Raw genomic sequence first — 11,425 nt, 5'->3', positions numbered from 1 at the left:
ACGACACCGCTCCTGCGTCGAGCAGGGAAAACGCCCGGAATCCACCCCCTGCTCCAGGGGGGCGCCCAGCGGGCACGCGACGTCGGCACGGGCGGGCGAGAGGCCACGGGCTGCCCGTCGGACGCATGGCGCCTCGGCGGGCCCTACCGCTCGTGCTCGCGCTGCTGGCCAGCGTGCTGGCCGCCTGCGCCACCGAACAGGGGACGCCGCGCCCCGTCGACAAGGGCGCGGGAGCAAGCGATGCCGGCACGAGCACCGGGACGTCGACCACCTCCGCGCCCACACGGCCCCGCGAGCTCCGGTTCAACGGCGCGGACCCGTGCACGATGCTCACCCAGCAACAACTCCAGGCGCTCGGCTTCACCCGCCCCGGCAGTGCCGGGACCGACGACCTCACCGGCGCGCCCACCTGCACCTGGGTCGTCAACGGCAGCGCCATCCAGGTGATCCCGGTGGCCACCGAGGGCATCGCCTTCTGGGCGGACGGCAAGCGACTGGGCCGCCCCACGCCCATCGACCCCATCCTCGGATTCCCCGCGATCACGGTGACCCTGCCCGCACGTCCCCTCAACTGCGACGTCATGGTGGACACCGCCGACGGCCAGCACCTGACGGCCACCTCCACCGTCGTGCCGGGCTTCGAGGAGCGCTTCCCGGAGCCGTGCGAGGGCGCGCGAATGCTCGCGCAGGATCTGGTGGAGAACCTGCTACGACCGGGACGGTAACCCGCAGGGGCCCTGTCGCGGGGGAGCCGCGCGCGTTCCATCCCCGCCTTCAGGCAGCGCGGGGGCGCCAGGACGGACAGCGTGCGACCGGCACACCTTCAGGAAGACGGGATCTGGACAGGGCGGCGGGCTGCGTTGTTGCGGGACCACCGACACGAGCCGATACACAGGACGAAGGGGAGAATCCGGGTGGGAGAGATCGCCGTGGCCGGGTGCGTCATCCGCGACGAGCAGGGCCGGGTCATGCTGCTACGCCGCGTGCTGCCCGACGGGGCAGGACGCTGGGAGATCCCCGGCGGCAAGCAGGAAGAGGGGGAGAGCGCCGCGGCCGCCGCAGTGCGCGAGGCCCGCGAGGAACTCGGCGTCGAGATCGCCCTCGGCACCGGACTGGGAGTCGGCCGCTTCCCCGACGGGACCAGGACCGTGGAGTACACCGGGTTCACGGCGACGATCACCTCCGGGACCCCGGCCCCGCAGGAAGACGCGCACGACGAGATCGGCTACTTCCCCCTGCCCGCCCTGACGGCCGGGCGGATCGCGGTCTCCGGCGGGGTGCGATGCCTGTGCCGGGCGCTGGCCGACGGGCAGATCGCGCTCTGACGTTCCGGTAAGACCCGGCGCAGTACAACGAGGCCCCTCGCACGCGCGCGCTCTGATGGCCTTGTCGCAGTCGCCAGAGCCCCAACAGCCTGCCAAGAGCCTGCCCGGGCCCCCAACGCACATGGTGCGCTGGGGGCGCCACCGAGAACCACAGATCGGTACTGGTCGCGGGGCGGACACCGCTGTGCGGGGATGCGGTGCTGGGCGCTGGGCGAGGTAGCCCGACACTGTGCGCATGGGTTTATCTGCGCGTGGCCGCGCCGCCACGACCACGTGGGTTGCCACGATCGCACGGGTCGCCACGGTCGGGGCGCTGGGCGTCGCGATGGTGGCGCTATACGTGTTCGCGATCCAGGAGGCGCCGAAGTTCCTGATCGACGAGGACGTGTTCGGGGAGGTGGCTGCGGAACACAAGCTCACCGCCGTGCACAACGCCCGGCTGGCCGTGATCTCCATCGGCGGCGCGCTGGTGGTGGCCGTGGGTCTGCTCTACACCGCCAGGAACTACCGGCTCGCCCACCGCGGCCAGGTCACCGACCGGTTCACCAAAGCACTCGAACGCCTGGGCTCCGACGAGCTGTACGTGCGCATCGGCGGCATCCACGCCCTCGAACACGTCATGCGCGACTCACCACAACACCACGGCCACGTGGTCAAGGTGCTGGTGGCCTTCATCCGCGAGCGGACACCCCGCCGAGCAGACGAGACACCGACGAACGAGAGGTGGATGCACCCGCCCATCGGCACCGAGCCGCCCGAACTCCCCGACGAACCTCCAGCGGACGTACAGGCAGCCCTCACCGCCCTGGGCCAACGCCCCACCAGGCCACGACGCGAACGCAACCAGATCGACCTGAGCCGACTGCACCTGACAAAAGTCAACCTGGCAAACACTAATTTCGGAAACGTAAATCTGGATGGGGCGGATCTCCGGAAGGCACGCCTATGGGACGCGGATCTCCGAAGGGTGGACCTGTTGAAGGCGGATCTCCGGAACGCGTACCTAGATGGGGCGGACCTTCGGAACGCGTACCTGTGGGAGGTGGATCTCCGGGAGGCGAGCCTGCAGAGTACGGATCTTCGGGGGGCGGTCCTGACGGGGGCGGATCTTCGGAACGCGCTCCTGTCGGGGGCGGATCTTCGGGAGGTGAGCCTGTGGGACGCGGATCTCCGGGACGCGCGACTGGCGGGGGCGGATCTCCGGGACGCGCAACTGGCGGGGGCGGATCTCCGAAAGGCGGACCTGCGGTGGGCGGATCTCCGGGACGCGCATCTGTCTGGGGACGGTCCCCTGGAGGTGCACCGGCAGGGGGCGGATCTTCGAGGTGCTTTTTTACAGGATGCGAAACTTGATCAGGGTTTTTCCTTGCCGGGAAGTGACTCGTCAGAAGACAGTCTTGGATCCGGCAGTAAGCCGCCGGGGGAGCCCTTCGTTGAGGGGCGCGAGGCCTCAGAAGGCGTTTCCGGGGAATGAGGCGCAGCCGGGTTCTTCTGGTCATTGACAGCTTGCCAATGGGACCTATGCCCATGACTACCCGTTGCTCTCGCACCGTGCTCGACTCCGCAACGGACCTGGTGGCGGAGACGAGCGCCCTGAAAAAACACTGTGCGAGGCGAATACGACGGGCTCGCCGCAGCCCCACGCACCCCAGCCGATGCGCCGGAAGCGAGAGTTGCGGCGGTGTCGGGCACCCCGCCGCAGCCCCTGTCCGGCTCGTCGACGCTGTTGGACGTCCATGCGGTGCACGCCCCTGGACGCGGTGATGGCCGCGCTATTCGAGCAGAAGGGCGCGGCCATCACCGGTCGCCTCGGGGCCGTCCACACAGGGCGGCGGCGGACCGGGTCAGGTCAGGGTGCGCACCAGGGCGCGGAAGGCGGCGGTGGGGACCACGAGGGTGGGGCGGGTCCCGTCGGCGTCGACGAGGAGCTTGGTGTCCTGCAGGCCCACCCAGGGCAGGCCGGGGACGGCGGCCACGGCCACGCAGGCGCTGTTGCCGCCCGTGCTGCGGGTGGACTTGCGGCCGGGCGTCGCGCTGAGCAGGACGCGGGCGGCGTCGCGGTCGCGGTTCATGCGGGGATCTCCTCGGCGATGGCGTGGATTTTCTGGCTGGAGTCTGCCCGGTTCAGCGACCGGGCGCGCAGGTGGTCGAGCACGTGGTCGTACTCGGCGACCTCGGCCGCGTCCTGGTAGTAGCGCCCGCCGAGCCGATCCTCCAGGTAGACCAGGCCGGGGTCGTCCTCGATCGGCAGGCGCAGCAGCACGAACGAGCCGTGCAGCGCGGGGTGCGCGCCTGCGGCGGCGGGCAGCACCTGCAGGCCCTGTTGGCTGAGCCCGACAAGGAAAGGCGCCTGGCGGTGCTGCTCGAGCACCGCCAGGACCTGCTGCAGGACTGCGAGGCGGTTCTGCAGGAGACTGGGCGGGGTGAGTATGCCGAGCTGGCCGGGTTCCTGGGCGCTGCGGTGGCCGCGTTCCGGGCGGGGCACCGTGCCGCCGCTCAGGTGCTGGCGGTGAACACGCTGGACACCCTGCTGTGCAAAGCCAACCCGGACCTGTTGGTCAACAAGACGCAGTTCTACAAGAAGCTGATCGAGCAGGTCGAGGAGGAGCCGGATGGGCGGTTGGTGGTGTGGGCGATCACCCATCGGCCGGTGGTCTCGGCCTTGAACACGTTCTGGCCCGGCGACAAGGTGCCGACCGAGATCAACCGGCACGCCAGCGCGCACGGAGTGGGCGCGGTGCAGTACACCTAGGTCAACGCGTTGCACGCCTTGGTGCTCACTGCCTCGGTGCTGCGACAGAGCCACAGCGCCACGCTGGGCGACCTGGTCGACACCTGCTAGGAGCCTGCTGTTGCGGACCGGTGGTGTGCAGCGACGCGCAGACCAGTCCGCACGCCGGGGTGTCAACGGCTCTTCGGGTGTAGTCGGCTCACAACGAGCCGGGGACCGACTGCACCTGAAGAGGGCATAAGGCCGGACCAGCGCGGTGATGGGCACGTGGCGGTCGTCGGCTTGGCCGTGCTCAGCGTCCCAGGAGCACGTTCAGGGCCAGGATCAGCACCACGACGCGGAGCGTCAGGTCCGGGTCCGCGGCGGGCGTCAGCACCGTCTCGACCAGGTGCCGGACCTGTTGGGCCAGGGTGTTCATCTGCGCGACCTCCTCGGCTCGGGCATGACCGTCCCGCCGTGCCCATCTGGTGGTCCTGGGCGGTGGCCAAGGACCGGTGGAGGCCGGCGACATCCGGGCACCGCCCTCGGGGAAGGTGGTGCAGTCCGATCGCGGTCTCCGCCGGTGACCATGCCGCGCGAACTGGTACGCCGACTGGTACGCGAACTGGTACACCGACCCCGCCCCCGGATGCCGCCGACGTACCAGTTCACACCTCCTGACCAGGGCTTATGACTTCAGGGGGAACAGTCGCCCCCGGTCGTGGAACCGGTGTGGTCGAGCAGGCCGAGCCGCTCCAGCAGGGCGGCGGGGTCGGGGGCGGGGTAGCGCTCCGGGTGGGCGGCGCCGCCGGTGAACAGCTTTCTCAGCCGCGTGCGGGCCTGGGGTGCGTCGGGGCCGTGGCCCAGGGCGGTGACCAGCGCCTCGAGCAGGCCCGCCGCGACCGCGTCCGCCCAGAGGTAGCCGTAGAACCGGCTCTCGTAGCCGCCCGTCCACAGGTGTCTGGCCATCGGCCAGTGGTAGCGGGGTGCGACGCCGGTGTCGGCCAGGCCCGCCTCGGCCAGCGCTTGGTGCTGGAGCAGGTCGAGGTCCAGGGGGTCGGTGTCGGTGCTGGTCCGGGTGTGCGCGGCCAGGTCGAGCAGGACGGTGCCCAGCATCGCGGCGGTGGCCTCGGCGGCGCCCGCGCGCAGCGCGGCGGCCAGGTGGTCGGCGGTGGCGGCCGGTAGCGGGGTTCCGGCGTTGTGGTCGCGGGCCCAGCCGGTGATCACGCGCGGGTCCAGGCAGGCCATCTCCAGCAGCACGCCGGGGACCTCGACCAGGTCGCGGGGCAGGTGCACGTAGCTGGCCTGGGCGTAGCCGGTGTCGGTGAGCAGGGCGTGCAGGGCGTGGCCGATCTCGTGCCAGGTGGTGGCGGCCTGCTGGGGGGTGAGCAGCAGCGGGCCGCCGTCGTCGGGGGTGGGCAGGGACAGGCACACCGCCGCCAGGGCGGGGGCGGTGGGCACGTGGGAGCGGGCCTGCACCTCCACCGTCCAGCCGCCGGGTCGTTTGCCGGTGCGGGCGGCGGGGTCGAGCAGCAGGATCCCGAGCGGCCGGTCGCCCTGGTTCAGGTCGTGCGCCCGCCAGGTCCGCACGCCCGGCGCGTAGGCCAGGTCGGGGTCGTGGACCTCGACCAGCCCGACCCCGAAGACCTTCTCCGCGAGCTCGAACGCGCCGGTCAGGACGACGCCGAGTTCCAGGTGGCGGGCCAGTTCCTCTCCGTCCAGGCCCGCGTCCTGGCGGGTGTGGTCGGCCAGCCACGGCCGGTCCCAGGCGCGTGCCCGCCCGTGCTCGTCCAGGGGCAGGCCGTGCCGGCGGGCGAGCGCGGCGAGCGTGGCGTCGTCCCGGTGGGCGGCGGCCACGGTCGGGGGCAGCAGCGCGGCCACGAACCGCTCGACCCGCTCCAGGCTGCCCGCGCCCTGCTCCTGCAGGGTCCAGGCGGCGTGGTGGGGGTGTCTGTGGGCGTGGGCCAGGCGGGCGCGGGTGTCGACCAGCGCCGTCACCGCCTCCCGCAACCGGGGGTCCTGGCCGCGTTCCAGCGAGGCGCGGTGCAGCACCTCGCGCACGGCGGGGTCGTCCAGGCGGGCCAGCAGCGGCTGGAGCAGGGGCGCGTCCAGGGGCAGCAGCCAGCCCTCGCGGCCGGCGGCGAGGGCGGCGGCGCGGGCCGCGCGGCGCTGCCCGGCGCCCAGCCCGGTCAGCTCGGTCAGCTCGTGCTCGACGAGCACCTGGCAGCGGTGGGTGGCCCGGTCGATCAGCTCGCTCGCACGCCGTTCGAGCCGGCCCTCCCGCTCCTGCAGGTCCCGCACCGCCCGGCGGGCGTGCTCGGGCAGGTCGCCGTCCTGCTGTTCGCGGGAGGCGGTGAGCATCCGCTCGATGAGCCAGCGCTGCGCGGTGGTCAGGTCCGTGCGGGCGGCCAGGGCCCGCAGCCGCAGCCGCAGGGCGGGGTCGGACCGCGCCCGCAGGTCCTGGGCGGCGACCAGGTCGTCGTAGGCCTCCTGGGCCTGGCGCACCTGCGGGGTGCTGGCCGCCTGGAGCAGGATCGAGAGCACCCGGCCCACCCGCAGCAGCAGCGCGTCTCCGGTGGCGAGCGCGTCCAGGGTGTTGCCTGCGGTCGGCTCGTCGGTGTCGGCGGCGACCAGGGCGATCGCCTGCTCGCGCCGCTGCAGCGCGAGGTGCAGGGCGGGCACCAGGTGCTCCGCGCGCACCCGCGCCAGTGGCGGCACCGAGTCGAAGTCGGGGTCGAGCAGCGGGTTGGGCCGCGGGGGAGAGGTGGGGTGTGTGCTGGTCACGCGGTCCTCCCGGACAGGGTCGGCGAAGCGGCGGACGAAGCCGAACACGAGGGTGAGGACGGTGTGGCGGTCCGGTCGACGTGGGCCTGGGCGCGCAGCGCTGCCCGGTCCTCGCGCGCGAGCACCCAGTGGTGGGCGGCCTGCGCCCAGTGCGCGGCCGCAGCCTCCCGCTCGCCCAGCCCGTCCAGTGCGGCGGCGAGCAGTTCGTGCAGTCCGGCCTGGTCGGCGGTGGCGGCGCGGTCGGTGAGCGTGCGCGCGGCCTCGTGCAGCAGCGGCAGCGCCGCCTGCGGGCCGTGCGCGTGGTGGGTGTGGCGGGCCTGGACGAGCAGCAGCCTGCCGGACCACAGCAGGTCTCCGCCGTCGCGGGCCTGGTCGACGGCGGCGCGCAGGTGCTCCTCGGCGCTCTGGTGTTCGCCCTGTGCGGTGAGCACGTCGGCGAGCACGCGGTGCGCGTGCGCGCGGTCGAGTCGGTGCCGGTCGGGGTCGAGCAGCCCGAGGGCCTGGCCCAGGGCTGTCACTGCCGGCTCCAGCGCGGCCGGGTCCCGTTCGTGCCGGGCCAGCAGCGCGGCGCGGGTGGTCAGTGCCAACGCGAGCACTCTGCCCCCTGCCCCTGCCCCTGCCTGGTCCAGCGCGTGGTCGGCGGCGCGCTCGGCCGCTCGCCGCTGCTCGGGGGTGAGGGCGATCGCGCCGAGCGCGGCGGCCCGGCGCGCGGCGAACACCACGCACCAGGATGCCGGGACCGTGATGGTGGGCAGGGCCAGGGCGCGCTCGGCGGCCTCGGCCGCCAACTGTGGGCGCACCTGGGCAGCCAGCGCCCACAGCGTCTCTGCCAGCACGGGCGCGTCCTCGTGCCGACGGGCGATCGCGACGTCGAGGGCGACGTGCAGGGCGGACAGGTGCCCGCACGCCCAGGCGCGGGCGCGGTCCACCCGCCACGGTCCGCCCACCCCTTGGTCCTGGTGGGTGCCGGTGGCCAGGCGCCAAGGGTTCGGGTTCAGGGCGCGGTCGGCGGTCACGGCGGTGCCGGCGTACCAGCCCAACAGGAGGTCCACCCGCTCCGCCACCGCCGCGGGCACCGACTCGGCGGGACGATACCGCTGGGCGTGCGGCTGGTGGGGGCGGTGCGGGAGCAGCAACCACCGGCCGGGTGCGATCGCGGTGAGCTGCCTGTGCACGGTCAACTCGGCGAGCACCCGTTCCACCTGCAACGCGGTGCCGCCGTGCAGACGCGTGACCAGATCGAGGTCCAGCTCGCGCGGGGCCAGGCCGGGGACGGTGTGCAGGGCCCACAGCAGCCGCCGCGCGCGGGCGGTCAACGGCGATTGTTCCTCGGGATGGCGGGCTTGGGCAGCAGCGGGCACGACGACGCCTTCCTGTCGAGGATCGGGGACGCCCCCGCCACGCGCGGGGAAAGAAGAAAAGGAGGGCCCCGCGCGTCGCCAACCGCGCCGGGCCCTGGGGTGGAGGGGGCGCGCGAGGATCGGTGCCGGGGGGAGGAGACACCCGACTTGCGCTGCCGCGCCCTGCGGTCAGTCCGCCGGACGCCGCCGGGCCGGGACGGCCGTGGGTGCGGGCGTGGTGCGGCGGATGTGGTCGAGCAGGCGCAGGGCGGCCTGCAGCGCGGGCAGGCTCTCCTCGGTCAGCACCTCGCGCAGCAGCCAGGCCGGGGCGGTGGGGTCGTGGGCCACCCGCACGATCAGGATCGTGGCGTCGCCGTAGGGCGGGAGTACGAGCATCTCCTGCAGGTCCCCGCGCAGCCGCAGTAGCGCGGGGTCCGGGACGCCGCCGGGCGCGGGCAGGCCCACCGGGGCGAATCCGGCCAGGCGCAACGCGTGCAGCGCGGCGTCGAGTTTGTGCCGGGCTCCCAGGTGGGGGCCGCCGTCCACGGCCGGTCCGCCGCTCACGGCCGGTCCGCCGCTCACGGCCGACACCCGGCCCGGTGGTCCCCGGCCGGGCGGGGCGGGGTGGTCTCCGAGGCCAGGATCTCCTCGGCCAGCCGGGCACGCAGCCTGCCGACCTCGAGGGGGGTGAGCAGCAGCGTGCCCAGGCAGGTGTCCAAGCGGACCCCGGCGCCGTCGGGGCGGGCGGACGGGGTGATCCAGCTGCGCAGCCCGTGGCCGTCCCGGCAGGCCACCCGCCGCCTCCGCCGGTCCCGCAGCACTCGCAGTGTCGTCGTGGTCATGGCCTGTCCTTCCTGCCGGAGCGGTGGGTGGACCTGGCCAGGTCCCTGACGACCCAGCTCGCGGCCGCTGCGGCGGCCGCGAGCGCGGGCCAGAGGTCGGTCAGCAGGCGTCCCATCGGTGCCTCCCGGGAATTGGCGCGGGTCCCGCCCCGGTCGGGGCACAGGGCGGGACCTGCGGCTCAGGTGCCCCTGATGGGCCGAGTGCAGCGCTCGAGGAGCGCTCACCAGGGACGAAGGCCGACCTGACGCTGCCGCGTGAGGAAGCGGGCGTGCCCGTTCCCCGACGCGTTCCGCGCCAGGGGCTACCGTGTAGCCCAACAGCTTGGCAGCCAGACTCGAATGTAGCGCGCTACAGCTGTAGCGCGCTACGGTTTGGCATGGCCTATCCGGGTGATCCGCTGTACCCCCAGGTGCTGCACAGAGACGGAGGCAGGAACCCCGTGGTCGGCAGGCAGTCCCCCACCGCGCTACGCCGGTGGATCTCGCAGGAGCTCAAGCGGCTCCGGACCGCAGCCGGCAAGGAGCCCGCGGAGGTCGCCGAGCGCCTGGGCAAGACCCCAGGCGCGTACCGGCACTTCGAGAACAACGTGCGCACGCCCTCGCCCAGCGACATCGAGGTCCTGCTCAACTGGTACGGCCGCCCTGAGAGGGTCCCCTTCTTCCGCAACCTGCTGGTCGCCGCGGGGAAGGGCAAGGACTGGTGGATCAACTTCCCCGCCGTGCCCGACTGGTTCGAGCTCTACCTCGGGCTGGAGAGCAACGCCGCCGTCATCAGCTCCTACGACCAGGTGGTGGTCCCCGGCCTGTTCCAGACCCCGGACTACGCCCGCGCCCTCTACCGTGCCGGGCAGCGGAACCTGGACGAAGGGCAGGTCCTGGCCGCGGTCGAACTGCGCATGGCGCGCCAGGAGATCCTCACCCGCCCCGACAACCCGCCCCAGGTGCGCTCCGTGCTGGACGAGAGCGCGCTGCGGCGCCTGGTCGGCGGTCCGGAGACCACCCGCGGGCAGTTGGGGCACCTGGTCGAGCTCGCGCGGTTGCCCAACCTGGACCTGCGGGTGCTGCCCTACAGTGCCGGGGGCCATCCGGGGATCGAGGGCACCTTCACGATCCTGGACTACGACGACGAGTTCGGGGACGACCCCGGCACCGCCTACGTCGAGACCCGCGCGCAGGGCCTGTACTACGAGGAACGCGCGCAGGTCGCCGACTACCGCGCGGTGTTCGACCGGCTGCTCGAGCTGGCCGAACCCCGCGAGAAGACCATCGACCTGATCAGGAAGGCAGCGACACTCCTCTGATGACCACGCACGATGCGGCACGCGCCGCTCTCCGCGCCACCGGCACCGGCTGGGTCAAGGCCCACCGCAGCGCCGGGCAGAACGGCTGCGTCGAGATCAACCTCCGCGTGTCCGGCCACGCGGGCATCCGCGACTCCAAGCTCGGCGACGCCAGCCCGGTCATCGTGCTGACCCGAACCGGGATGGACGCCCTGCTCGGCGCGATCGCGGACGGCCACTTCGACGGACCCGCGAGCTAGCCGCACCGCCCGGACCTCGACGGCCGCGCCCGGTCCTCCGGGCGCGGCCGTTCCCGTCCGGCCGTGACCGCGCCGCCGAGCGGGTGCGTCGCGGCTGCTGGACCCGGTAGAACATGCTGTACACCCTCGTTTTTCGAGGGTCTGTGTCAACCGGGAGGTAATCGACATGGTGACCACGCGCGGCCGTGCCCAGCAGGCCGACGACGGCTCGTGGGGCTACCCCCTGCGCCTGGAGGCCGTGTTCACCCTGGACCAGGTCGCCGAGGCGCTCGCCGCCCACGAGGGCAGGCCCCGCGCCCGGATCAGCACGGCGGCCCTGTCCCAGGCCCTCCAGGCCTGGGCGCGCGCGACCCTCGCCGGTGCTCCCCCCACGCCGTCCCGCGATCACGTCCAAGGGTGGCGCGCCGCGCTACTGGCGTACGGCACCTTCCCGTCCGAAGCCGGTACCTCATCCGAGTGAAACGCGCTCACACCCTAGAAAAACTAGGGTTAGACCCTAGTTTTTCTAGGGTGTGAGCCTCTAGCTTGGTGATGTGAGCACACAGACCTCCCACCGCGCCCGTCACCTGCGTTCGGCTCCCGCGTCCCGCAACACCTCCAGCGCCCCCTGCCGCGCCGCAGGGACCGCACCTCGCCGCCCGCACATCGCGGGGCACCCGCCCGTGCGCGTCCACCGGTGCGCGTCCACCACCCCGCCACAGCCCGCCGCTCCCGAGCAGGTCCAGGCCCGGTCCTGGGTGCAGCGCATCGGCGCCTCCGTCGACCACGCCCTGGGCCGCGCCGACGGGCTGGCGATCGCGCTGCTCGCGGCCCTGGCCGTGCCCGCCGGGCTGGTCTCCCAGATCGGCGGCGCCCTGGGCACCTGCCTGGCCCAGCAGGTCTAG

At 73.2% G+C, this 11,425-nt stretch carries 15 protein-coding genes; 8 read left to right on the top strand and 7 right to left on the bottom strand.

Annotated features, from left to right (window positions below; all coding sequences use genetic code 11):
• Positions 1 to 125 precede the first annotated feature (125 nt).
• The 3 genes from LV78_RS27190 (at position 126) to LV78_RS41055 (ending at position 2,799) form a co-directional block, all read left to right on the top strand.
• Positions 126 to 725, top strand: a complete 600-nt coding sequence (locus tag LV78_RS27190) for a DUF3558 domain-containing protein (protein ID WP_253848486.1) — start codon at positions 126 to 128, stop codon at positions 723 to 725.
• 189 nt (positions 726 to 914) lie between these two features.
• Positions 915 to 1,325: an NUDIX hydrolase gene (locus LV78_RS27185; RefSeq protein ID WP_253848485.1), complete on the top strand. Its 411-nt coding sequence runs from the start codon at positions 915 to 917 to the stop codon at positions 1,323 to 1,325.
• Positions 1,326 to 1,560: 235 nt separating this feature from the next.
• Entirely contained in the window at positions 1,561 to 2,799 is a 1,239-nt protein-coding gene (locus tag LV78_RS41055) for a pentapeptide repeat-containing protein (protein ID WP_301307430.1), read from the top strand.
• Positions 2,800 to 3,169: 370 nt separating this feature from the next.
• Here LV78_RS41055 and LV78_RS27170 read toward each other — a convergent pair whose 3' ends face one another.
• Both LV78_RS27170 and LV78_RS27165 read right to left on the bottom strand, forming a co-directional pair.
• Complete coding sequence (locus tag LV78_RS27170; protein ID WP_253848484.1) at positions 3,170 to 3,397, bottom strand: DUF397 domain-containing protein; 228 nt, start codon at positions 3,395 to 3,397, stop codon at positions 3,170 to 3,172.
• Positions 3,394 to 3,696, bottom strand: a complete 303-nt coding sequence (locus LV78_RS27165; RefSeq protein WP_253848483.1) for a Scr1 family TA system antitoxin-like transcriptional regulator — start codon at positions 3,694 to 3,696, stop codon at positions 3,394 to 3,396. Before LV78_RS27165 ends, LV78_RS27170 begins: the two co-directional genes overlap by 4 nt.
• On the opposite strand from LV78_RS27165, the gene LV78_RS27160 reads away from it, so the two are divergent.
• The gene (locus LV78_RS27160; RefSeq protein WP_253848482.1) at positions 3,682 to 4,077 is read left to right on the top strand and encodes a hypothetical protein; all 396 of its coding nucleotides are present in this window, start codon (positions 3,682 to 3,684) and stop codon (positions 4,075 to 4,077) included. The two genes, LV78_RS27165 and LV78_RS27160, sit on opposite strands and share 15 nt — an antisense overlap.
• A gap of 271 nt (positions 4,078 to 4,348) precedes the next feature.
• Here LV78_RS27160 and LV78_RS41050 read toward each other — a convergent pair whose 3' ends face one another.
• The 5 genes from LV78_RS41050 to LV78_RS27140 all read right to left on the bottom strand — a co-directional run bounded on the left by LV78_RS41050 (position 4,349) and on the right by LV78_RS27140 (position 9,001).
• A complete protein-coding gene (locus tag LV78_RS41050; protein WP_301307429.1) occupies positions 4,349 to 4,474 on the bottom strand; it encodes a hypothetical protein in 126 nt (41 codons plus the stop codon).
• Between the two features lie 257 nt (positions 4,475 to 4,731).
• Positions 4,732 to 6,819, bottom strand: a complete 2,088-nt coding sequence (locus tag LV78_RS27155; RefSeq protein ID WP_253848481.1) for a M3 family metallopeptidase — start codon at positions 6,817 to 6,819, stop codon at positions 4,732 to 4,734.
• A complete protein-coding gene (locus LV78_RS27150; RefSeq protein WP_253848480.1) occupies positions 6,816 to 8,135 on the bottom strand; it encodes a hypothetical protein in 1,320 nt (439 codons plus the stop codon). The genes LV78_RS27155 and LV78_RS27150 overlap by 4 nt, the downstream gene beginning before the upstream one ends.
• Before the next feature lie 213 nt (positions 8,136 to 8,348).
• Complete coding sequence (locus LV78_RS27145) at positions 8,349 to 8,741, bottom strand: hypothetical protein (RefSeq protein WP_253848479.1); 393 nt, start codon at positions 8,739 to 8,741, stop codon at positions 8,349 to 8,351.
• Positions 8,738 to 9,001 carry a hypothetical protein gene (locus LV78_RS27140; RefSeq protein WP_253848478.1) on the bottom strand — a complete coding sequence of 88 codons (264 nt, stop codon included), beginning with the start codon at positions 8,999 to 9,001 and terminating at the stop codon, positions 8,738 to 8,740. Before LV78_RS27140 ends, LV78_RS27145 begins: the two co-directional genes overlap by 4 nt.
• A 440-nt stretch (positions 9,002 to 9,441) precedes the next feature.
• Here LV78_RS27140 and LV78_RS27135 point away from each other — a divergent pair, with 440 nt between their 5' ends.
• The 4 genes from LV78_RS27135 (at position 9,442) to LV78_RS27120 (ending at position 11,425) form a co-directional block, all read left to right on the top strand.
• Positions 9,442 to 10,302: a helix-turn-helix domain-containing protein gene (locus LV78_RS27135; RefSeq protein ID WP_253848477.1), complete on the top strand. Its 861-nt coding sequence runs from the start codon at positions 9,442 to 9,444 to the stop codon at positions 10,300 to 10,302.
• Positions 10,302 to 10,541 (top strand): DUF397 domain-containing protein, encoded by a 240-nt coding sequence (locus LV78_RS27130; protein ID WP_253848476.1) that lies wholly within the window; start codon positions 10,302 to 10,304, stop codon positions 10,539 to 10,541. The genes LV78_RS27135 and LV78_RS27130 overlap by 1 nt, the downstream gene beginning before the upstream one ends.
• Before the next feature lie 166 nt (positions 10,542 to 10,707).
• Positions 10,708 to 11,001, top strand: a complete 294-nt coding sequence (locus tag LV78_RS27125; RefSeq protein ID WP_253848475.1) for a hypothetical protein — start codon at positions 10,708 to 10,710, stop codon at positions 10,999 to 11,001.
• Positions 11,002 to 11,203: 202 nt separating this feature from the next.
• On the top strand, positions 11,204 to 11,425 hold the full coding sequence (locus LV78_RS27120) for a hypothetical protein (RefSeq protein WP_253848474.1): 222 nt from the start codon (positions 11,204 to 11,206) through the stop codon (positions 11,423 to 11,425).

Origin of the sequence: Actinosynnema pretiosum (assembly GCF_024171695.1) — a bacterium.
GTDB classification, from domain to species: Bacteria; Actinomycetota; Actinomycetes; order Mycobacteriales; family Pseudonocardiaceae; genus Actinosynnema; species Actinosynnema pretiosum.
This window is presented reverse-complemented; position numbering and strand designations above follow the sequence as displayed.

Bases quoted from the DNA above. Each gene is read 5' to 3' on its own strand.
- LV78_RS27190 (WP_253848486.1), top strand. From the start codon at position 126: ATGGCGCCTCGGCGGGCCCTACCGCTCGTGCTCGCGCTGCTGGCCAGC.
- LV78_RS41055 (WP_301307430.1), top strand. From the start codon at position 1,561: ATGGGTTTATCTGCGCGTGGCCGCGCCGCCACGACCACGTGGGTTGCC.
- LV78_RS27170 (WP_253848484.1), bottom strand. From the start codon at position 3,397: ATGAACCGCGACCGCGACGCCGCCCGCGTCCTGCTCAGCGCGACGCCC.
- LV78_RS41050 (WP_301307429.1), bottom strand. From the start codon at position 4,474: ATGAACACCCTGGCCCAACAGGTCCGGCACCTGGTCGAGACGGTGCTG.
- LV78_RS27140 (WP_253848478.1), bottom strand. From the start codon at position 9,001: ATGACCACGACGACACTGCGAGTGCTGCGGGACCGGCGGAGGCGGCGG.
- LV78_RS27130 (WP_253848476.1), top strand. From the start codon at position 10,302: ATGACCACGCACGATGCGGCACGCGCCGCTCTCCGCGCCACCGGCACC.
- LV78_RS27125 (WP_253848475.1), top strand. From the start codon at position 10,708: ATGGTGACCACGCGCGGCCGTGCCCAGCAGGCCGACGACGGCTCGTGG.